The organism is Methanosarcina sp., assembly GCF_028693135.1.
Taxonomy (GTDB): domain Archaea; phylum Halobacteriota; class Methanosarcinia; order Methanosarcinales; family Methanosarcinaceae; genus Methanosarcina.
On sequence record NZ_JAQUVZ010000046.1, the window covers coordinates 1 to 23135 of the forward strand.

16 protein-coding genes and 1 tRNA gene are annotated in these 23135 nt (G+C 44.5%); 13 read left to right on the top strand and 4 right to left on the bottom strand.

Going from position 1 to position 23135, the window contains the following annotated elements:
- The 4 genes from PHF18_RS15005 to PHF18_RS15020 form a co-directional block, all read left to right on the top strand.
- Nucleotides 1-872: N-6 DNA methylase (locus PHF18_RS15005; protein ID WP_300104270.1), on the top strand; the 872-nt coding region annotated here is incomplete at its 5' end.
- Nucleotides 873-1338: 466 nt separating this feature from the next.
- A complete protein-coding gene (locus tag PHF18_RS15010) occupies nucleotides 1339-2622 on the top strand; it encodes a restriction endonuclease subunit S (RefSeq protein ID WP_300104271.1) in 1284 nt (427 codons plus the stop codon).
- A complete protein-coding gene (locus PHF18_RS15015; RefSeq protein WP_300104273.1) occupies nucleotides 2622-5819 on the top strand; it encodes a type I restriction endonuclease subunit R in 3198 nt (1065 codons plus the stop codon). The genes PHF18_RS15010 and PHF18_RS15015 overlap by 1 nt, the downstream gene beginning before the upstream one ends.
- Before the next feature lie 259 nt (nucleotides 5820-6078).
- A complete protein-coding gene (locus tag PHF18_RS15020) occupies nucleotides 6079-6807 on the top strand; it encodes a M48 family metallopeptidase (protein WP_300104274.1) in 729 nt (242 codons plus the stop codon).
- A gap of 64 nt (nucleotides 6808-6871) precedes the next feature.
- Here PHF18_RS15020 and PHF18_RS15025 read toward each other — a convergent pair whose 3' ends face one another.
- Nucleotides 6872-7867, bottom strand: a complete 996-nt coding sequence (locus PHF18_RS15025; RefSeq protein WP_300104276.1) for an HRDC domain-containing protein — start codon at nucleotides 7865-7867, stop codon at nucleotides 6872-6874.
- Between the two features lie 234 nt (nucleotides 7868-8101).
- On the opposite strand from PHF18_RS15025, the gene PHF18_RS15030 reads away from it, so the two are divergent.
- From PHF18_RS15030 to PHF18_RS15065, 8 genes are all read left to right on the top strand, one after another.
- Nucleotides 8102-8905 carry an indole-3-glycerol-phosphate synthase gene (locus tag PHF18_RS15030; RefSeq protein ID WP_300104277.1) on the top strand — a complete coding sequence of 268 codons (804 nt, stop codon included), beginning with the start codon at nucleotides 8102-8104 and terminating at the stop codon, nucleotides 8903-8905.
- 268 nt (nucleotides 8906-9173) lie between these two features.
- A complete protein-coding gene (gene trpB, locus PHF18_RS15035; protein WP_300104279.1) occupies nucleotides 9174-10385 on the top strand; it encodes a tryptophan synthase subunit beta in 1212 nt (403 codons plus the stop codon).
- 1 nt (nucleotide 10386) lies between these two features.
- The gene (trpA, locus tag PHF18_RS15040) at nucleotides 10387-11202 is read left to right on the top strand and encodes a tryptophan synthase subunit alpha (RefSeq protein WP_300104280.1); all 816 of its coding nucleotides are present in this window, start codon (nucleotides 10387-10389) and stop codon (nucleotides 11200-11202) included.
- Between the two features lie 28 nt (nucleotides 11203-11230).
- Complete coding sequence (gene trpD / locus PHF18_RS15045) at nucleotides 11231-12343, top strand: anthranilate phosphoribosyltransferase (RefSeq protein ID WP_300104282.1); 1113 nt, start codon at nucleotides 11231-11233, stop codon at nucleotides 12341-12343.
- Complete coding sequence (locus tag PHF18_RS15050) at nucleotides 12340-13044, top strand: phosphoribosylanthranilate isomerase (RefSeq protein ID WP_300104283.1); 705 nt, start codon at nucleotides 12340-12342, stop codon at nucleotides 13042-13044. The genes trpD and PHF18_RS15050 overlap by 4 nt, the downstream gene beginning before the upstream one ends.
- Entirely contained in the window at nucleotides 13031-14782 is a 1752-nt protein-coding gene (gene trpE / locus PHF18_RS15055; RefSeq protein WP_300104284.1) for an anthranilate synthase component I, read from the top strand. Before PHF18_RS15050 ends, trpE begins: the two co-directional genes overlap by 14 nt.
- A gap of 136 nt (nucleotides 14783-14918) precedes the next feature.
- Nucleotides 14919-15521, top strand: a complete 603-nt coding sequence (locus tag PHF18_RS15060; protein WP_300104285.1) for an aminodeoxychorismate/anthranilate synthase component II — start codon at nucleotides 14919-14921, stop codon at nucleotides 15519-15521.
- A 1609-nt stretch (nucleotides 15522-17130) separates the two neighbouring features.
- Nucleotides 17131-19344, top strand: coding sequence for a lectin like domain-containing protein (locus PHF18_RS15065; protein WP_300104287.1), 2214 nt, complete (start codon nucleotides 17131-17133; stop codon nucleotides 19342-19344).
- 355 nt (nucleotides 19345-19699) lie between these two features.
- Here the strand turns inward: PHF18_RS15065 and PHF18_RS15070 are convergent, their stop codons facing one another.
- The 3 genes from PHF18_RS15070 to PHF18_RS15080 all read right to left on the bottom strand — a co-directional run bounded on the left by PHF18_RS15070 (nucleotide 19700) and on the right by PHF18_RS15080 (nucleotide 21888).
- Nucleotides 19700-20116 (bottom strand): hypothetical protein, encoded by a 417-nt coding sequence (locus PHF18_RS15070; RefSeq protein WP_300104288.1) that lies wholly within the window; start codon nucleotides 20114-20116, stop codon nucleotides 19700-19702.
- A gap of 27 nt (nucleotides 20117-20143) precedes the next feature.
- Nucleotides 20144-20383: a KEOPS complex subunit Pcc1 gene (locus PHF18_RS15075; RefSeq protein WP_300104290.1), complete on the bottom strand. Its 240-nt coding sequence runs from the start codon at nucleotides 20381-20383 to the stop codon at nucleotides 20144-20146.
- Between the two features lie 167 nt (nucleotides 20384-20550).
- Nucleotides 20551-21888, bottom strand: a complete 1338-nt coding sequence (locus PHF18_RS15080; RefSeq protein ID WP_300104291.1) for a DHH family phosphoesterase — start codon at nucleotides 21886-21888, stop codon at nucleotides 20551-20553.
- A gap of 376 nt (nucleotides 21889-22264) precedes the next feature.
- Here PHF18_RS15080 and PHF18_RS15085 point away from each other — a divergent pair.
- A tRNA-Gly gene (locus PHF18_RS15085) sits at nucleotides 22265-22336 on the top strand.
- Nucleotides 22337-23135 lie beyond the last annotated feature (799 nt).

Consider the following 23135-nt stretch of genomic DNA (forward strand, 5'->3'; position numbering starts at 1 on the left):
TTATCGAATGCATCCACTATTTGCAGGAACACGGCAAAAACCAGGACAAAATCTCCCTTTTCGGGCAGGAAAAAAACCTCAACACCTGGGCCATCTGCAAGATGAATATGCTCCTGCACGACATCCTTGACGCGCGGATCGAGAAAGGCGATACGATGGCCGACCCCAAGCTGCTGGACAACGGCGAACTGATGGTTTTCGACCGTGTTTTAGCCAACCCGATGTGGAACCAGAAAGAGTGGTCAAGAGACTGGCTTGCCAAAGGCGACCCCTATTCCCGCGTGAAATACGCGCTCCCGTCCGCCTCTTCTGCCGATTGGATGTGGATTCAGCACATGACTGCAACCCTGAACTCGTCGGGTGTGCTTGGAATTGTGCTTGACAACGGCGTCCTCTTCCGCGGCGGGCAGGAGAAAGCCTCCCGCCAGGGCTATGTTGACGATGACCAGATCGAAGCTGTCCTTTCCCTCCCCCAGAACCTTTTCTATAACACAGGCAGCCCTGGCACGATTTTAATTTTCAACAAAAACAAACGCCCGGAAAGAAAAGGTAAAATCCTCTTCATCGACGCCTCTTCCGAATATGAAGAAGGAAAAGCCCAGAACTTCCTGCGGGACAGCAATGTTGAGAAGATCGTCTCGGCTTTTGACGGCTTTGCAGATATTGAAAAGTTCTGTGCCGTTGTCGGGAAAGAGAGCATTGTCGAAAACGATTACAACCTGAACGTTTCCCTCTATGTGGACACCTCAGAAGCTGAACTTGAAATTGACGTGGCTGCGGTCAACGAAGAATTAAAAGAGCTTATCAGGCAGAGGGACGAGTCCTACAGGGAAATGCAGGCTTATTTGAAGGACCTCGGATACGAAGAATGAAAAGAAATGAGAAATCTCTTAAATTCTGGGCTCACTTTGGGAAATATTAAATTGGTCATTCACTGCGTGGCCAATTGAGAGGAGAGCGCACGGACACTTTAAAATTATAAATTCACCAGGCACTGCTTGACAAATTCAAGAGGAATAATTATTCCGGGGCAACTGAGTAGCTTCCTCCGACCGTTCTTGTCCCGCGCCTCAGCGCGGCTGGAACAAAATGACTTCGAGCAAATAAAAACGCAAATTTCAGACGCCCTGTAAAAGAAGAGTATCAAAAAATTTACAATTTCAACAGTTAACTGCGATTGATAAATTAAAAGGGAATAATAGCCAACTTTGTAATTTTTTAAATTCATCACGCACTGCGTGACGAATTAAAGAAATGCAACAGTTAACTTAGTGAATTTTTAAATTCGCCAAGCACTGACTGGCGAATTCAGATTTGAAGTGGAAAAGGGTTTTGTAAATGACTAAAAATGTTTCAGTTCCTGAAGGGTATAAGATCACAGAATTGGGAATGATGCCGGAAGATTGGGATGCTGTTGAAATCGGACAATTAGTAGATACTGTCAAAAACGGCTTTGCTTCGGGAAAAAGAGATGAGAATGGAATTGTACAAATTCGAATGAATAATGTTACAACTGAAGGAACCATCATTTTTGACAAATATTTAAAAGTGCCGATTCCTAAAAATATAGAAACATTTTCTTTAAAGAAAGGCGACTTTTTATTTAACAACACAAATAGTATTGATTTAGTTGGAAAATCTGCAATATTTTGTGAAGCTCCATTTGATTGTACATTCAGTAACCATTTTACAAGAATAAGATTCAAACAAAATTTAGTGTTGCCTGAAATAATTCTTCTTAATACTTTAATTCTCTGGAGAACGGGATTTTTTAAGACCGTAGCAATTAGGCATGTTGGACAGGCTGCAGTTCATTCAAAATATCTATTAAAAAGGAAAATTCCTTTACAACCACTTCCTCAACAACAAAAAATCGCCTCCATCCTCTCAAAAGTCGATGAACAAATCGAACAGACAGAGCAGATCATTGAGAAAACTGAAATCTTAAAAAAAGGTCTGATGCAGAAACTGCTTACAAAAGGCATAGGGCATACGAAGTTCAAGAAAACAAATATCGGTTCAGTACCAGAACAATGGGAAATCAAAGAAATAGCAGACGTAACTGATTATGTGTCATACGGATTTACAAATCCAATGCCTACAACTACTGAAGGACCTTTCATAATTACAGCTACGAACGTTGACAAAGGGAAGATCCAGTATGATAACGCAAGGCATACATCATATGAAGCATATGATAAATTGACACCAAAATCCAAACCTATTGTTGACGATGTATTATTAACAAAAGATGGAACTCTTGGAAAAGTTGGAATTGTGGATAGAAGTGACATTTGTATCAACCAATCGGTTGCATGCATGCGCTTAAAAAAAGAATTCGTTCATTTAGATTTCTTTTCTCAGCTATTACAGTCTCCCGATGTTCAAAAAAGAATATTATTTGATTCCGGTGGCTCAACTATAAAACATATATATATCACTAAATTTGCAAAAATGTTGATATCTCTTCCTCCTCTCGCCGAACAACAAAAAATCGCCTCCATCCTCTCAAAAGTTGATTCCCAGATACAGGACAATCAGAGCTATTTACACAAAATTCAAGAACTTAAAAAAGGACTTATGCAGGATCTTCTTACAGGAAAAGTAAGAGTGTGCGTATAATGGCAGACGAATCCCAGCTCCAGATTGATGAATACACGCTTGTGGAAAAACCGGCTCTTGATTTATTTGATAAGCTGGGGTACGACTACCTTGACGGGAAAAAGCTGAAAAAAGAGCCGCAACAGTTCTTTTTACTGGATATCCTGAAACGGAAAATTCAGGAGATAAACCCCTGGCTTGATGAGGTCGGGCTGAATAAGGCGGTCAGGGAGATTACTGTTGTACAGGCGGCGTCTTTAGTTGAGGCTAATGAGCTGTTGTATTACAAGCTGGTTAACTATACGAGCTTCAAGCAGGACCTGGGGTTTGGGAAGAAATCGCAGACTGTTAAGTTTATTGATTTTGATGAGCCTGAGAATAACGAGTTTACGGTTGTCAACCAGTTTTATGTTAAGAATAATGATTTTACGATCATTCCTGACCTTGTGGTTTTTGTAAATGGGATTCCGCTGGCTGTGCTTGAGTGCAAAAGCCCGAATTTGCAGGAGCCGATTGACGAGGCAATTTCCCAGCTTTTCGGGTACAGGGAGAAGAACGAGCAGTTCTTTTACCCGAACCAGATCCTTGTTGCTCTTGCGCGGTACAGGGCGACTTATGCTTCCACTTTTTCGCCTGCAAAATACTTCCTTGAGTGGAAAAAGCCGTATCCTTTAAACGAGAGGGACCTGGCTGAGAGGCTTGGAAAGAAGGAGTCGGAGGGGCAGAAAGTACCGGAAGAGCAGGAGGGGCAGGATAAGCAGGATAGACAGGATAAGCAGGAAGGTCTGGCGGAACAGGAAAGAATGGAGAGCCGCCTGCTGCCTGCTCAGGATATTCTGCTGTACTCGCTTTTTTCAAAGGAGAATTTTCTGGACATTCTCAGGAGTTACATTGTTTTTGAAACCGAAAACAACGGTATGAATAAAAAACTCTGCCGGTACAACCAGTACATTGCAAGCAACAAAATTCTTGAACGGATGGCAGAGGGCAAAGGCGGGGTAATCTGGCATACGCAGGGGAGCGGAAAGTCGCTTACCATGACCTATACGGCTCTGAAAATCCGCAGGATTGAAAAAGTGCCGGGGACCTCGCTTGAAAATCCCTGCATCTTGATTGTAACGGACAGGAATGACCTTGATTCCCAGATTTCAGGCACGTTTAAGAATTGCAGCTTCCCAAATCCCGTACCTGTGGAAAGCGTAGAGCAGCTAAAAGACGAACTGAAAACCCCCACTGGAAAGACTCTTTTTACCACGATCCAGAAATTTACCTCGAAAAACGGCGAAACTTACCCCGAACTGTCCAGCTCGGAAAACATCATTGTTTTTGCTGACGAAGCCCACAGGAGCCAGTACGGGAAAGCGGGATACGGGAAAACGGCTGCGAAGGAAAACAAAGAGGATGAGAAGGTAAATACCAGCCTGGGCTGGGCTCTGAATATGCGGACGGCAATCCCGAAAGCCCTGTTCATCGGCTTTACCGGCACTCCGATTGATAAAAACGACAAATCCACGCGCAGGGAATTTGGAGATTATATTGACAGATACCTGCCGAAACAGTCCATAGCCGACGGGGCAACCGTCCAGATCAAATATCAGGCAAGGCTTCCGAAAGTCCATATACTGGGAAGCGAGCTTGATGTTGCTTTTGATTCGGAATTTGCTGATTACACCGACCTTGAGCAGGAAACGATCAAAGAAAAAGCCGGAAAATACAGGACGATTGCCGAAGACGAGGACCGGATAAGGGTCATCTGCAAAGATATCCTCGAACACTACACAACCGCTGTCAGGCCCGAAGGCTTCAAGGCGCAGATCGTGACCCCTTCAAGGGATGCAGCCGTTACCTACAAACGGATTCTGGACGAACTCGGGGCTCCTGAATCGGAAATCATCATCTCCTCAAGCCCGAAAGATGACCCTCACGCCGAAATCCGGAAGTACTACAGGACAAAAGCCCGGCAGAGGCAGATAATTAAAAAGTTCAGAAGCCCGTTTGATGAAAATAACAACCTGGCTTTCCTGATCGTCTGCGACATGCTCCTGACCGGCTTTGATGCGCCGATCGAGCAGGTCATGTACCTTGATAAGCCGCTCCGGGAACACAACCTGATGCAGGCAGTTGCAAGGGTGAACCGCCCCTATACCGAAAACAAAACCTATGGCCTGATTATCGACTACTGCGGGATTTCAAAGCGGCTCAAAGAAGCTCTTGACATCTTCAACGAAGGGGATATTGCAGGCTACCTCGAACACCTTATGGACGATGTCCCGAAAGCCGAGCAGGCGGCAAACAAGGTAAAGAGGTTCTTCAAAGCCGTGCCCACAACCTATGATTCCGCTGAATACGTGGACAGGTGTGTGCTTGATGTCCTGAGCGCAGAAGATACGCGGATCAGGTTTGAAAGGGCTTTCAAGGAATTTGTCGCTCTTGTAAACAACATCATCCCCAATCCCGAAGCAAACCGCTTCAGGCAGGACGTCTACCTCTACGGCAGGGTCTACAACGCAATGCGGACAAACTACAGCATAAAAGCCCCGAGTGTGCTTGAAGCTGTCCCCAAAGCTAAAGCGCTGATCCACGAATACCTCGAATCAAACGGCATCAAAGTCTTCCATGAACCTGTTTCCATTTACTCCTCCGAGTTCAATGATATCGTCAACAAAAAGACCTCCCAAAAAGCAAAAGCAAGCCTTATCCAGCACAAGGTCAGGACCACAATCAGCAACCTTCTTAACACAAACCCTATTTACTACACTTCCCTCCGCGAAAAGCTCGAAAAACTGATTGCAGAGCACGAACAGGAGCTTATTTCCACCACAGATTTCCTGGCCGACCTTGACAGAATCAAAGCCGAGCTTGATGTTGATGTTGTTGCAAGAAAACACGGCATGAGCAGGGAAGAGTTTGCAATCTTCCAGATGGTCAGGGCTGCTTATATCCAGCTTCAGGCAGGAGCCGAAAAAGCTTCCATGCACCCTTCCGTGCACCCTTCCATGTACCTTACAGAAGAGGACGAGAAAAAGCTTGCAGGCGTTTCTCTCCCCCTTTTTTCAGCCTTAAACGGGCTTGCAGTAATTGACTGGAGGCAAAAACCCGAACAGCAAAAGATAATGCTTAAAACGATCAAAAGGGAATTATATAAAATTGATTTTGACATAGAAACGGCTGAAAGGGAAAGCCATAATATTCTCAACCTTGCCAGGAACCTGCTGTAAATATAAAAAAATGATTACAGATAAAAGAGAGCAAAGAGAATTATAAAGCTTAATACGGTCAAAAAGAATTATATAAAATTAATTTTGCCATTAAAACGACTGAAATTGAAAGATAATATTCTCAACCTTGCCCGAAACTTGCTGTAATTTATAAACTTGTTGTAAATCGGAAACTTGTTGTAAATCAGAAACTTGTTGTAAATGGCACAGACAGCAGGGACCAATAACAGACCGATATAAACAGACAACGGGAATAACGATGGAACAAATAAAAATCGGAAACACACTCGTTGATTACCGTATAACCTATTCTTCCCGGCAGAAGACCATTGAGCTTGTAATTGATCTGGAATCCGGGTTTACAGTAAAAGCCCCGGGCAGCATGAGCAAAGAAGAGGTTGCTGAAAACCTTCGACGGAAAGCCAGCTGGATCATAACCAACCTCGACAAAATGAACGAGGTAATAAGAAACGAAACCCGGAAAGAATTCGTAAGCGGAGAAAAATTTCCGTACAAAGGCAAGCACTACAGGTTAAAAGTAGTCCAGGTAAATGAAGAAATAGTTCCAACCCTGACCTTTACCCACAGCAAATTCATAGCTTATGTGCCCGTAAGTATTCCTGAGTTTGACTATCCCCGCATCATACAGCCTTTATTCATCGGTTTCTATCACGAAAAAGCGGAAAAAGTGCTCAACCAGAGGGCCAGGAAATATCTGCTGTATTTTGAAGAAAAGCCTTCCCTGATAAAGATCCAGGCCTTGAAAAACAAGTGGGGAAATTGCTCAAAGACAAACCAGCTCAGGTTCAACTGGCGGGTTGTTATGGCTAAAATGTCAATTATCGACTATGTGGTCGTCCACGAACTCTGCCACACTAAATATAAAGACCACTCAAAGGCTTTCTGGAATGAGGTGCAGAAAATCCTGCCGGACTATGAAGAAAGGAAAGAGTGGTTAAGGGTGCATGGGGATTTGCTGAAGATATGAATTCACCCCTTGTAGTTGAATCACCATTTTAGTGAATCTATCTGGTAAAACTAAAATCCATTTGTTACAAACCATTTTTAAAGCACTGATAGCACACAGGTTTCTCTTTAGAAGTGTCAGTCGGTTTGCCGCATTTATGACAATACTTTTCCTTATATTTTGGATTTTCAAATCTAGTCCATGAATTATAGCAATCGATACAAAACGGTTTATCTGGATTATAACTTATTCTTTCTCCACAACGAATGCATGATCCAGAATCACCTATCAGGTCCTGCTTATAGTAATTTGCAATTTCCCGGAGAAAAGCCGATCCATACCTCTCAAGTTTCTTTTGCCCCACTCCTGTAATACTTAAAAACTCGTTAGAATTCTTTGGAATCTTAGAGCATATTTCTTCAAGAGTTTTATCCGTAAATATATAGTACGCAGGTACCTTTTCCTGTTCTGCAACTTTACTTCGAAGTATTCTCAATCTCTCGAAAAGATTCAGATCATTTGAGTTACTATCAGAAGTTGTTATTTCTTTTTCACTTTCAATTTTCGAGCTTTTCACTTTTGATTGTTCGTTTGATACTGGAATTGGATCAGTTTTTTCCTCTTCTCTTGAGATTATTTTCTCAACTGTTATTTTGATTTCATCACTAATTCTAAACAACATCCTTGCTTCTTCGTAAACAGCAGAATACAGTTCTGGGTCCCCTTCTTTTGAAACGTAAACTCCCATTTCATAATTATTGATTTGAGAATATTCGTAGAGATTCATTGAAGTGATTATCGCCTCTTTTTCATTGAGGTAACATTTAGCATGTAAATCCTTGCAAAAACCGGTACGGACAGAATCCAGTTGTTTAATCCAATTATTTTCTTCAGGCTGCAAATCATTTTTTCCATAAACGATTTTAATATCTGTTTTCATCCTGTTTTGATCTTCAATTAAATCTTTAATCTTATGATTAATTTTTAAATATGGACTTATTAGGATGATCTCTTGCTTGGCATGTTTAATTATATTATTTAAATAGTGTGAGGTGCTTTCAGTGTTCAAAAATTCAGCCATTTCCTTCCCCCAATTACTTCGATTACATTAAGGAACTCATTACATTTACTCAATATGTATTCTTACTAACTTTTTTTATTTAATCTTATCTACAAACATAAATATAAATAAAATTAAATATATATAATTGTGGGAATTTATTAAATCCGTCGCGGTTTATCCTCATCCAAAACCTTTTTATAACAAGTACGGTATTAGACATTATTGTACATAACTATACACCAGTGATATTATATGCACGATTCAATCCTCCACATCCTCAACACAACAAAGACCAGGGTCCAGGATCTTGGAGCCGACGTCCATAAGGAAGAACCGAAGCCGCAGTTCCTGAAAAGGGACTTTATTGCCGCTGTAGCAGCTGTAAAGGCAGATGGCCGGATGCCGGTAATTGCGGAAGTCAAGCCCGCATCTCCTGGAAAGAGTTTCAGGGATATATCCCCATCAGCGGCTGCTGAGCTTGCATGGGAGATGGAGGAAGCCGGAGCTGTTGCAGTTTCAGTCCTTACTGAACCAGGGGTTTTCCGGGGTTCACTTGAAAATCTGAACGCGGTCAGGAGAACAGTCTGTTTACCGGTTCTGAGGAAGGACTTCATTATTGACAGGCGGCAGCTTAAAGAAGCGGGAAGTGACCTCATCCTCCTGATTGCAGGCATCCTGGGAAAAGAGCTGGATTCCTTTGTTGATCTTGCTCTTGAAAAGGGCTTTGAGCCGCTGGTTGAAGTTCACAACAGGGAAGAGCTTGAACTTGCGCTGGAAACTGATACAAAGCTCATCGGGATTAATAACCGGAACTTTGATACACTTAAAATCGACCTGGCAACCACGGAAGAACTTGCCCCCGTCATCCGGGAATATGACCTTGAACACGGAACCAGCCATATCATTATAAGCGAAAGCGGGATGAACAGCCCCGGGGATGTCAGGCGCGTGATGCAGGCTGGAGCAGATGCTGTGCTGATAGGGTCTGCACTTATGGAAAGTGACTCTGTTTTTGAGAAAACTAAAGAATTCGTCCAGAGCGTTTGCTGGCGTTAATGACTGCTTTTCCTTGATTTTTCGGAACTTTCAGCCTGTGGAAATAAGGTTGAAAAATCCACTTTCATTTCACAACTAAGGCCATAATTCGGTTTCATAACATCACAGATCACGAGATCAGGAATTACGAAATCAAAAATAAAGAACTCAGAAATCAAGAACTCATAAATCAAGAACTCAGGAATTACGAAATCAAAAATCAAGAACTCAGAAATCAAGAACTCAGAAATCAAGAACTCAGAAATCACGATACAAGGGAGTAATCAAATTGACAGGAACTAAAGTTTCAGAATTTCAGGTAAAAGGAAAGTACGGAAAATTCGGAGGGCAGTACGTACCCGAAGTCCTCATGCCCGCCTTAGAAGAACTCGAAGAGGGGTACGAGCGGTACAAAAACGACCCCGAATTTGTCCGGGAGCTTGACCATTACCTCAGGGATTTTGGGGGCAGGGAAACTCCTCTTTACTTTGCCCGGAACCTGAGCAAGAAATACGGGACAAAGGTCTATCTCAAGCGGGAAGATCTGATGCATGGGGGCGCCCACAAGCTTAACAACGCTCTCGGACAGGCTTTGCTTGCAAAGTTCATGGGAAAGACCCGACTTATCGCCGAAACAGGCGCAGGACAGCATGGGACTGCGACAGCCATGGTGGGAGCGACTCTTGGGTTTGAAACTATTGTCTACATGGGAGCAAAAGACATCAAACGTCAGCAGATGAACGCATACAGAATGGAAATCATGGGGACCGAGGTAAAAGCCGTAGAGACTGGCTCAAAAACCCTCAAAGACGCAATCAACGAGGCGATGCGGGACTGGGTCACTAACATAGGAAACACCCACTACCTGATCGGATCAGTGGTTGGTCCTCATCCCTATCCTATGATCGTAAGGGACTTCCAGAGCGTGATAGGGCGTGAGATAAAGGAGCAGGCAATGGAAAAAGAAGGCAGGCTGCCTGATTCTATTATCGCCTGTGCAGGCGGTGGGAGCAATGCTATGGGGAGTTTCTATCCCTTTATTGAAGACAGAGAGGTCAAACTGATTGCTGTAGAAGCCGGGGGAAAAGCCCTGAAGTGTACGGAAAAAGCAGCTCTGCACTCAGCTTCCCTCTGCGCCGGAGAAGAAGGAATCCTGCACGGAGCAAGGACAAAGGTGCTTCAGGACAAAAACGGGCAGATCCTTGAATCCGAATCCATTTCTGCAGGGCTTGACTACTCGGGAGTAGGCCCGGAACTGGCTTACCTTTCGGAGAGCGGCAGGGTTACAGCCCGCTATGTCACAGATGACGAAGCGCTTGAAGCTTTTCACGAACTGAGCCGGCTTGAAGGAATCATTCCTGCCCTTGAATCCTCACATGCCCTTGCCTACCTTAAAAAAGCTGCCGAATCCGGGGAACTTGGAGAGTTTGTGGTAGTAAACCTCTCGGGAAGAGGGGACAAGGACCTGGAAACTGTTCTGAGCCTGAAGAGAGGGATCTAAAATGAAAAGCCAGATGGAAAGCCAGGTGGAAAGGCAAAATATTTCAGAAAAATTCGGCGAACTGAAGCAGAAAAAAGAAGGAGCCCTTATAGGCTATGTGATGGCAGGCGACCCCTCTGCAGAGGCAACCTCCGGGGTTGTAAAAGCTCTGGCAAATGGGGGTGCAGATATAATCGAACTCGGGTTCCCATTTTCAGACCCTGTGGCTGACGGGCCAACTATCCAGGCAGCAGGCCAGAGGGCACTTGCAGCCGGTATGGATATTGAACACTACTTCAAGCTTGTCAGAGCCCTTGAGGTAAAAGTCCCTCTTGTGTGCATGACCTATTACAACCCGGTGTTCAGGTACGGAGTGGAAAAATTTGTTGAACATGCCGCAGAAGCAGGAATAAGCGGACTGATCATACCCGATATCCCGGTAGAAGAAGCCGCTGACCTGAAGAACAGCTGTGAGAAACACGGGCTTGACCTGATATTTCTGGTCGCACCTACAACAACCGATGCAAGAATCCGGAAGATCCTGGAGAGAGGCTCGGGTTTCATCTATCTGGTTTCAAGGCTCGGGGTCACGGGGGCCAGAGCAGACATTTCAGGTTCCACAAAAGAACTGCTTGACAGGGTAAAAACCGATATTCCGAAAGCTGTGGGTTTTGGAATATCAACGGGAAAGCAAGCTGCAGAAGTTATAAAAGCGGGGGCAGACGCTGTAATTGTCGGCTCGGCTTTTGTAAGGATCATCGAAGAAGGAAAAGATGTAAACGAAAAGCTGGAAGCCCTTGCAAGGGAACTCAAATCCGGCATACTTGAAGCAAATTGAAACAGGGAATTCCAGGAGAGGGAGAAGAATGCAGGGAATAAAAGTATATATTCAAAAACTGGAAGAAGGCTGTGATCTGAGTTCAGAAGAAGCCGAAGCCGCACTGGGAGAGATCCTTAGCACGGCAGAGGATGAGGAGATTGGGGAATTTCTGCTCGCCCTCAAGGCAAAAGGAGAAAAACCCGAAGAAATCACAGGCTTTGTAAAGGGAATGAAGAAAGTCGCCAATATGATCCAGCCGGACGTTCCTTTCAGACTTGTAGACGTCGTCGGGACAGGAGGAGACGGGCTTAACACCATCAATGTCTCAACAGCAGCTGCAATTGTGACTTCAGCAGCCGGAGTCCCTGTAGCCAAACACGGAAACAGGGCCGCCACCTCAATGTCCGGAAGTTCTGACGTGCTTGAAGCCCTGGGGATCAAAGTGGATCTTGCCCCTGAAATGGTGAGGAGGGTAATAGAAGAGATAGGCATAGGGTTCATGTTTGCCCCGGTTTTCCACCCTGCCATGAAGCGGGTTGCAGGGGTCAGGAAAAAGCTTGGGGTAAGGACGGTTTTCAATATCCTCGGGCCCCTGACCAATCCGGCAGGGGCAAAAGGGCAGGTTGTAGGAGTTTTTGATAAAAGCCTCTGTGAGCCGATAGCTTATGCTCTTGCTGAGCTCGGGACCGAACACGCGCTTGTGGTGAACGGGGATGGGATGGATGAAATCTCAAACGTGAGTGAAACCTATGTTGCTGAGTTAAAGGAGGGAAAGGTTTCAACATACACCCTTACCCCGGAATCTCTGGGCATGCTGCGGGCAAAGCCCGAAGACATCAAAGGCGGCTCCCCAAAAGAAAATGCCCGTGACCTTCTCTGTATTTTCAAGGGCCAGAAGGGGCCAAAGAGGGACCTTGTTGTCCTGAACGCAGCCGCAGCCCTGTATGTAAGTGGGATAGTTGGCTCAATCCGGCAGGCAATCCCCATTGCTGAAAATGCGATTGACAGCGGAAAAGTTATGGTTAAGTTCAACCAGTTCCGAAATTTCACTGCCAAACTTTCCAGGCAGGGAAAAAAAGAGGGCTCTTGCTCGGAAGAAATGTTTCTTACCTCTTCCAACACATCCGTGTTAAGCCCGGTTTCCGGGGAAAAGGCATGAAAACAGGGCTAAAAACCAGGGTAAAAATCTGTGGACTCCGCAGTCCTGAAGATATAGAACTTGCAGCTTTCTACGGAGCCGATGCTGTGGGTTTTATCACGGAAGTCCCTGTGGAAAGCCCAAGGAAACTCGATTCGGACACCGCTGCTGCCCTTGTCTCAAAAGTCCCGAAATACCTTGATTCGGTAATGGTCATAATGCCTGAAAACTCCACCTGCGCCCTGGAACTTATCGATAAAGTAAGGCCGGACATAGTGCAGATACACTCCAATTTGCCCCTTCTAGAACTTGAAGTCATAAGGGAAAAAGCAGACATCCCTATCATAAAAACCCTTTCTGTGCCCGCCGGGCGGGGGGCTTCTAAACTCCAGAACCTTGTAAAGCGACTTCTTGAGGATGTCCGCAAGCTGGAAAAATGCGGCGCTGTGGACAGCGTGCTTCTGGACTCAGGGGTTGCCGGGAAAACAGGGGGAACAGGTTGTGTACACGACTGGGACCTGAGCCGGAGAATTGCAGAAGAAACAGAACTCCCTCTGATCCTTGCCGGTGGGCTCAAACCTGAAAACGTGCAGGATGCTATCAGGGCTGTTTCCCCCTATGCTGTGGACACAGCTTCAGGGGTAGAGACCTGCGGAAAAAAAGATGCTGTGAAAATCAGGAATTTTATTGAAGAAGTGAGGTGTGCCGATGCTTTCCTTTGACCTTGGAAAAGACGAATTTTTGGAGCTTGTCTCCGGGCTCGAAAAGCCGGGCCTTGTCCAGCTCTTTGCAAAAGTTGGTACTGACTGTTTCCCTGCCTGCTCTCCCCTTGAACTTTACGGAGCCCTGCGGGTTTCAGGGACAACAGGCTACTCTTACCTGCTGGAGTCAGTAGAAAAACAGGAAAGCCGGGCAAGATACTCCTTTGTTGGAAACGACCCCGACGCCGTATTGAAAATAAGTGACCGAAAAATTTCCCTTGAGCTCCTGAACCCAAAAGCTTCTCCTCTCTTTGAAGCGATCTGCGCAAAGATGGAGGAAGTATGCGGCCCGGAAACCGCCGAAAATGAAAAAGAAGTGAAGAAAATAGAAGTGAAGAAAATAGAAGTGAAGAAAATAGAAGTGAAGAAAATAGAAGCGAAGAAAAATGAAGGTGCGGAGAAATTTACAGCTTCAATTCCAAAGGGGAAAGATCTTTTCGATGCCCTTCGCCTGGCTCTTCCTCCGGCAAACGGGATAGAACTGCTCAATTCCAGACGTTTTGAGAGGCAGACCTTCCTGGGAGGGGCTATTGGCTATACAGCGTACGATGCAATCTATGACAGCTGGCTTGGGGTCGAGAAAGGTTTTGAGTCCGACATCCCCGAACTTCAGTACCTGCTCGTTTCAAAAAGTTTTGTCTTCGACCACCTGACTGAAGAGGTCTACATAGTTGTCACCCCTTTCGTAAGCCCGGGTTTGGATGCTGGAAAAGTGTACGAAGAAGCGCTTTCAGAGGCAGAGAAGCTTTACTCGGTAATTAAGGGGGCCCACCTGCCGGAAGATATAGCAAAGACAGTAACAGAAGAAGAAGAAGAAGAAGAAGTAATTGTTTCAGGAGCAGCAGTTTCGAGCGCGTCAACAGCATCAGAGTCACGTTTACAGGTGTGCAGCGTTGAGCGGTCGGAGTTTGAAGCCTCCGTACTCCAGGCAAAAGAGCATATTTTTGCAGGAGATATTTTCCAGGTAGTCCTTTCCAGAAAATGCGAGTTCGAACTGGAGCAGTCTCCCTTTGAGCTTTATCTGCAGCTGAGAGCGATCAATCCGAGTCCTTACATGTACATTTTCGAGTTTGGGGAACTGGCAATTGTCGGGGCAAGTCCTGAGACCCTGCTTACTGTCCATAAGCGGACTGTAATCATTAACCCTATTGCAGGCACATGTCCCCGGGGAAAGTCCGAAGCTGAAGACGAAGCTCTTGCCCTGCACATGCTCAACGACGAGAAGGAAAGGGCAGAACATGTAATGCTTGTTGACCTCGGGCGAAACGATGTCCGGATGGTCTCCGAAAGTGGTTCAGTAAAGGTTTCCGGCTTCATGAAAGTCTTGAAGTATTCCCATGTCCAGCACATAGAAAGTACGGTTTCAGGAACTCTCAGGCCCGAATGTGACCAGTTCGATGCTTTCAGGGCGGTATTTCCTGCAGGAACCCTCTCGGGAGCTCCGAAAATCCGCGCAATGGAACTTATTTCCGAACTTGAACCCGCTCCAAGAGGAATCTACGGTGGCGGAGTAGGATACTACAGCTGGAACGGGGATGCTGATTTTGCAATCGTTATCAGGACCGTACTTGTACAGGGCAAAAAGGCTTCAGTGCAGGCAGGGGCAGGGATTGTTGCGGATTCCGATCCTGCGTATGAGTTCAGGGAGACCGAGCGAAAGATGGCAGCAATGCTTGCGGCTATCGGCGGAGAACTCTGAGACGAAATATATGAAAGTTTGAGATGAGATATATGAAGATACATTTAATGAGGGAGATTTCAGGGCAGGGAAATTCAAGAAAAAGAACTCCGGGAAGTAAAAATCTGAACGAAAAAGTTTCAGGAGGTGTTTTCAGGTGAAAATCGTTTTCATAAATAATAAAGATTCCTTTGTATGGAACCTGGTAGACTACATTTCATACTTTGAAAAAGATACCCTGGTCCTTCCCAACACAGTAACCTTAGAAGAACTCAGAGAAATAAAGCCTGATGCGCTGGTAATTTCACCCGGACCCGGAAATCCGTCTGACCCGAAAGACATTGGAAACTGCCTGGAGATCATCAGGGAAATGGGCAGGGAGATCCCTCTTCTGGGAGTCTGCCTTGGGCACCAGGCAATCAACGTAGCCTTCGGAGGCCCTGTCAGGAGATGTAAAGTGGGACCTGTACACGGAAAAAGTTCAAGGATCCTGCATACGAAATCGGAGCTCTTTACAACGCTTAAAGAGCAATTTGAAGCCGGACGCTACCATTCACTTGAGATTGGGGAACCGGCTCCCGGAATAAAGGTTACTGCACGGGCAGAAGACGGAACCATCATGGCAGTCGAGCACGCAGAATATCCTATCTATGGCCTGCAATTTCACCCCGAGTCCGTGCTGACTCCCGAAGGGTTAAAAATAATAGAACGATTTCTGGAAATTTCGAGGAACTTTCAAAAAAGACAGCCGGCTGTTTAAATCAGCCAGTTGTTTTTTCTGCTTTTCAGACCGAAATGGTTAATCTCTACTTTTCAGACAATGGCTCAGTTCAGACGATGGCTCAGTTCAGACGATGGCTCAGTTCAGACAATGGCTAAGTTTTCCTTCAGCCAATTGTCGAGATACTTTTTAATTTATTATGGGACAACCCAAATTCAGGGCTAACAAAATCCAGCTTTCGGGTTTTTCTGTCAGGTAACGGGCTGGTCATCCCCTGTTACCGGGCTGATGGTTTTGAGTAAAAAAACATCAGCAGCCCAAAATTCGGAATCGGCAGAGTTGAGCCTCCCGAGTTGTACCACCCGAGTTTCGCTCCCCGAGTTTCGTTTCGGGATCACAGGAAATCGGAGATTTTCTGGGAGTTGCACTGCAAGTGCAACAGCACGAGGTCCTTTTCGCTGCGCTCAAGAGGACGACTTAAATATTTCTGACCCGTACAACGTCATTCGCTCTACCGAACCATTTTTGTCCCGCTCGACGCAGGAGAGCGGCTTTCAGACAAAAAAATAAGGCAAAAGACCCTAAAGAAAAGCCATAAAGTAAAAGTGGCATAAAAAGAGCAAATACAAAAAAATGGAAAAAGCGGTACGAATGAGAACAAAACAAAATTAAATGCATATTAAACTCATTCATTTTCAAGTCTCTTTTTACTTCTTTTTTTGCCGGACCGCCAGATAAGCTGGCGGAAACGCCTGTATTACCTGTGAATTAAAAACCAACCCCGAGGTAAAGGAAAGTGCTCTCTCAGCCCGTGGACATTTCTTCAGCTTATCGTCTCTCTTTGTTGAGGTGTCGTTTTTTTGGTCACATTTTATCTGGCTGACGGCAGGCTCAGGCCCACCGGCGGTGCAGGGAGAGAAAAACGAAAAATTCTCTCCTCCGGGCTCCGGAATAGGTCAACAAGTTAATCAGATACCACCAGCGGGCTAATTATAAAGTGATATATTTATATTGTAACTATAAAATAATTATAATTCAACGTAAAAACCGGAAACACCGGAAACGCCCGAAACACCATAAGAAGGATGATAATTAGAAACAGATCCGCATTAATTTTAAATAATCAGACGAAAGACAGCAACAGTATCTACAAATTAATTTATTTCTGCTCCCCAACCATACACAGGGAAAAATAATTTTTAATTAATATAATTTCTTATACAAAACACTCCCTTTTTTTTCCAAAATATTTTATATTTACTTCCAATATATCTTTATATACCTGCCAACTTATCTACTTTTATCAAAGAATTTATGCCAATCCATTACCATCTTATTTTGAGCTGTCCATTCATGTTGAGATTATATTATACACACAAATTATGTAATTATTCTAGTAAAAAAATATATTCAGTTAGAAAAGAACTTATACCTACATTTCATAAATTAACCCTATAAATTATTAATTAAAACTGATATACTGGATAATATTATTTATATTGATACTTGCTGAAGATCCGCTTACGATTTGTGTCTAATCCAGAGATTTGAATCCGGAAAAATCTCACCATATCGGCTATTCCGTATTCTCTTAGTAAGTTAATCCGTAAGTTAACCAAAAATCGATCATATCAGAGGCCGAGAAGTCTTGAAGAAAATAAATTCCCTCCTGCTTGCACTTACGATCTTATTATCATGCTTATCTGCCAGCCCAAGCTTTGCCGCTGGAAGTGCCAAAACCTTCGAACTGCCCCTGAACAATATATCCCTTTCAGAACCTGCGATTGAAATGGCCCCTCTAAATCCCGAATTTCTGGAGCCAGGGCAGCAGGAACCGGTTGACCCTATCTCGCCTTCTGATTACGGGCACATTTCAGGTCTTGGATATATGCCTTCTCCAGTAGACCTCTCAGGGCTCTCAAGGTCTTCAGAAAGGCTTTTGCTGAGAGCATCAGGCTTGGAACTCCCTGCAACCTATGACCTGCGCACGGAAAGCCAGGTCACCTCTGTAAAGGACCAGGGGAAGACCGGAAGCTGCTGGGCTTTTTCGAGCCTTGCATCCCTTGAATCTTACATTTTGGGGGCAGAAGGAAAAAGTCGGGACTTTTCCGAAAATAACATGAAAAACCTCGTTACAAGAGACTATTCCGACGGTTTTGACTTAGATGTCAATGACGGCGGCAATGCGTTCATGTCTATGGCATATCTTGCCCGCTGGTCAGGGCCCGTAAACGAATCCGCAGACCCTTTTAGTGAGACTTCGACCTACTCTCCGACAGGACTTTCCGTGCAAAAACATGTCCAGGAAATGATTTTTATTCCCGGGAAAACGGGACCTCTGGACAATGAGGGAATCAAAGAGGCACTTATGAATTACGGAGCCATGTACTCCACAATGTGCTGGAACTCATTCGATTACCAGGAAAATAACCACACCTATCTATACACAGGCTTAGATGCTATCAATCATGCAATAACTATCGTAGGCTGGAACGATTCTTTTGACAGGAATCTGTTCAAACAGGTCCCTGCTGGAGACGGTGCTTTTATAATAAAAAATAGCTGGGGTGAGTCTTGGGGAGAAGGGGGATACTTCTATATTTCCTACTATGACACCAGGCTCGGATATAAAGAAAATGCCGTGTTTACAGCTGCAGAGCAGGACAACTTTGACTATAATTACCAGTATGATCCACTTGGGTGGACAAAACAGATGGGGTACTCCGGATATTCAACTGCTTGGGGCGGAAATGTATTTTCTTCGCAAGGGAACGAAAAACTGGAGGCTATAGGGTTCTATACTACAGATCTTGATACGGCTTATGAAATATACGTGTATAAAAATCTGACAAATGGTCCCCTTAATCAGGAAAGGAATTTTGTTGTAAAAGAAAATGGCATATGCTCATTTTCTGGATACCATACCCACCTGCTGAATTCGTCAGTAGACCTGAATGCGGGGGAGAAATTTTCGGTGGTAATAAAGTTCAGCAATCCTTCTTCCGACTCGTACCCTCTTGCAGTTGAAATGCCTCTGTCTTATAGTTACAGCAACAAGGCACAGGCTAATTCAGGAGAAAGCTATATAAGTCTGGATGGCTCCAGCTGGCAAGACATAACATCAGATCCCAAATATTCAGACGCAAACTTCTGTATAAAAGCTTTCACAACTGTTGACGCGCCCCCTGATGCTGAATTCTCTTCTAATCTCACCAGCTGGGTTTCCCCCCTCACAGCCCAGTTTACTGACCTCTCGCAGGGTGCCTTTTCCTGGGAATGGGACTTTAACGGGGACGGAATTGTGGACTCAACAGCCCGGAACCCGGTCTATACCTATATCTCCTATGGAAATTATACTGTCTCGCTGAATGTCAGCAACAGGCTCGGTTTTGACTCCGAGACAAAGAGCAATTACGTAACAGTGACTCCGCTCTCAATTCTCTCCGCAAACCCCGCAGGAAATATCACGACCTATGAAGGAGATGAGCAGGAGTTCAGTATCAGCACAAATCATAACAGTACTGTAAACTGGTACATTAACAGGGTGGTAAAGAGTTCTGAATCCGGTGTTAAAAGCAGTTCATATTCCAACAGTAATCTCTCCCCTGGGAATTATACTGTCACCGTCCACGCCGTAACAGGAACAGAAACGGTCACCCACACCTGGAACTGGACAGTACGCGACTGGAACCCCTGGGACGATTCGACCTCCCTGGGAGGAATTAACATAAGTACAGGAGAGCTCCAGGAAGCGATACATATCTATAAAAACAATCTTTCAATACCGAACACAGGAGTAGAACTAACAAGCTCCAGGCTCGGGGAACTTATAAGGCTCTGGCGCGAAGGGCCTGCAAATTGAGAAAACAGTTTAGCAACTACCGGGGAACAGAATCAAGGTTTCCCGTTTATTTTCTTAATTTACTTTATTGATTTTCTTTATTGATTTTCTTTATTGATTTTCTTATTTTTCTGGTTGTCTACCTTTATATGGTTGATATTTTCGAAAAAAACAATATCTGGCTCAAAGTCCCGAATTCTGATCCGTACAACCTTATTCGCCATACTGTGTGTTCCTGTCCCGCCCGAATTGCGCCTCGGGATCTCAGGAAATCGAAGATTTTCTGGGAGTTGCGATGTAATCGCAACAGTACGCGGTCCTTTTCGCTGCGCTCAAGAGGACTACTGATAAATATTTATGACCCGTAAAACGTTATTCACTTTATCATGTCATTTTTGCCCCGCTCGACGAAGGAGAGCGGCTTTTCAAAGTAAAAAAGAGAAATAAGAAGGGATAATAGCCAGCAAATAACAACTGCTGGTAACATTTTCAAGGAACTAACAGGTAAAAGTGACAGTGGAAACTGATAATCTTCTGCATTTTTTACATTTTTTGCAGAGCCGCCAGACAAGCTGTCGGAGGCGCTTATATTTATCTGTGAATTTAAATGAGGCTCCCGGGTTAGGGGAAGTATTCTTTTGACGGGGAAAACAGTTTTGAATTCAGTTTCACCGGATGACAGTATAAACTTACCTGTTACTTTTTTGCGTTGCAGAAGAGACGGCTTCAGCCCTGCCAGGAGTAGAAGAGAAAAACAAAAGATTCCAGTTCCGGATATTCTGAATAATATCAACCGATTAATCTGAAAACACTATTCTTCTTATTTCTCTTTTTCCAGAGTCTGTTCGACTCCTTCTCCTATTTTAACATTCATAAGAAAATCATCAACGGTTGCAAGAAGAGAACCAATTTTTTCGGAATGAAACCGCACAGCAACCCTCTCATCGCTGATTTCACTTTCCATACTCCTCAGGTTGTCCGGGGCGAGGGCTTTCAGAATTCTGGCTGCGGATTCTCTTGACTCAGGGTCAGGGAACTCAATTGTACCTGTGATTTTCATAAATATGCCTCGTGCGTTTTTTATGCTAATTCCGTGCTTTCTTTTTACTTCGTTTTTACTACTTAGTTTTCTACCGCTTCATTCTACCGCTTCATTCTACCGCTTCATTCTACCGCTTCATTCTACCGCTTCATTTTCCCGCTTAATTTCCTTGCTTTACTTTGCCTTTACTTTGCCTTCCCACTGGCGTTTTTCCTGAGCTGGTCTCCTATGATCCGGTCTGCGATGCTCAGGAACTCCTCCGTACTTCCGAGAGGGATTGCGGCTCCGGATGCGACACTATGCCCGCCACCACTTCCGCCGACTGCGCCTGCAGCTTCCCTGAGGGCAAAGGCAAGGTCAAGGCCTTTTGATACAAGTTCACGGGTACCCCTTGAAGAAACCTTCAGGATTCCCTCAGATTCGTTTACACAGATGAAAGGAAGTTCGGGATGAAGGTATCTGACTACGGTTGTGGCAAGGCTTCCTGTGGAAAGGGCATCAACCGTACTGATGTACCAGATATTCTCCCCTTTGCGAATTTTCCCCACATTTTCCCGGACATCCACTGCAAGGTTCTTTTCATGCTCTTTTGTAAGGGAAAGGGCTTCATCGACAATAGTTGAGTCTTTCAGGCAGAGAGCCAGGGCAAGCCCGTAAACCTTCTGCTTCCCGCAGGTATTGAGGATGGAGATGAAATCATAGACATTGGGCACCAGCTCCCTGTTAAGCAAGATGACATCTCCGATGACGGCTTCAATTGCTTCAGGGCTTGCCTGCTTGACAAGTTTCAGGGCAATGGCGCTGGCAAGTTTTGAGATATCTTCTGCAGATAGGTTTTCAATGTTTCCGGAGAGCCCCAGCTGGTTTAAGAATTCCGCTGCTTTCTCAGGGTAGCCAGTTATATCCAGGAAAGGTTCTGTGCTGTATGCGAGGACATCCACAAGGTCTCCATCCCCTGCCTTCAGCCCTTTCCTGATTGACACAACTCCTGCTTTCAAGGCTTCATCCAGAATAAAGGCATTGGCAGTCTGGAAAAGCTGCCTATCTCCAACTGCGCCTGCAATTGCCAGCCCTGCAAGGTCAATGTTTCCTTCCCCAAGTTCCCTGGCTACAAGATAGCACGTGCCGGAAGCCGAGATATCCGTCGCCCCGTCTATTCCTACCAAATGGGCATTTACAACGGCTTTTGCAGGGGACTTTCCTACTGGTTGGTGATGGTCAAGCACCACGACGTCAGCCGCCACCTTACCTATAAGTTCAGGTTGCCCACTGCCCATATCACAGAAAATAACAAGTTCTCCCTGAGATATGTTACTGTTCACTTCTTCGATCACAGAATCATCCAATTTTCCTGCTATTGAAAGCTGGAAACGGATGCCTGCCCGTAGCAGGGCCTGGGCCATGATCCCGGCTGAAGTCAGTCCATCAGCATCATTATGTGAAACTATGCGTACAAAGCTATGCTTCCGGATTTTATCGGCTGCATTTTTTGCAAGGTTTATCAGTTTTTCAAGCTCGCTCAAAACCCATCACTCATCAAATTCAATACCAAAGTGAGAAGGCCAGTACAAAGATCGATATATTTTAGAGATATATAATAATTAGTTGCCAGCTCACGAAAGATGCCATTCTATACTGGCTTGATATTATAAAACACAATTCCCCAAAAACTGTACCTGTAATATATTCGGATAAAAGAATAATGAATAAATTATAAAGAATAAAGACAAAAAGAACAGACCTGACAGGCATATGGAAAACCCCCTACAATTGGAACTAAAGCGGGTTTTTTTCAGGAACCGGATATACAAAATCTCTCCGGGGGTCAACTTAATTAATAAGAATGTATATAGCTAAAAAAGTAACTAAAAAAGCTACAGAGCGCCCTTTCAGCCTCGTACATCAGTAGTGTAGCGGTCATCACCGGGCGTTGCCAACGCTCGAACCCGGGTTCGAATCCCGGCTGGTGTATATTTTTTAATTAAGATACGTCTGCCTTCATTAATCGTGACTGTCTCTTTTTCTTTACTTGTATCTCTTTTTGCTGATTTTTGCTAATTTTTGCTGATCTGTGGTGTTTCCAGATTAATTGGTTAGTATTATTCAGAATATCCAAAGCTGGAATATTTTGTTTTTCTTTTCTACTCCTTGCAGGACTGAAGCCGTCGCGTCTGCCCGTAAGAAAAAATAACAGGTGAATTCCTGCTGGTATTAAGAGAAAATGAGACTTATAGTTTAATGCCTCCCTTGACCGAAAAATACTTCCATAAACCCCTGAAAACCGTTATTTAATTCGCAGGCAAATATAGGGCGCCTCCGCCAGCTTGTCTGGCGGCCCTTCCCAAAAAGAAGAAAGAGGTAGAATCGAAGAAAAGAATCGAAGAAAGAGGTAGAATAGAAAGAAGAGAAGATGTTTGAGGAAGTAGTAAAAATCGATATAATCAGATGTGTAATGGATTATTTTCAGGTATAATTTAATTCTGTTTTGACTGCTTTTTCGCAGACTTTTTACTTCAATTTTAATTTATAAATTTTATTTATGGTCTTTTTTCTTATTTTTTGTCTGAAAGCCGCTCTCCTGCGTCGAGCGTGACAAAAACGACACAATACAGCTAATAAGGTTTAACTGGTCATTAATATTTATTATTCAGCCCATTTGACCTTGCGAAGTTTACATTATAACCTTTAAATTGGTCCTCTTGAGCGTAGCGAAAAGAACAGCGCACTGCAGAGCCGCAACTCTGCCGGGACAAAAACGACCCTATTATGG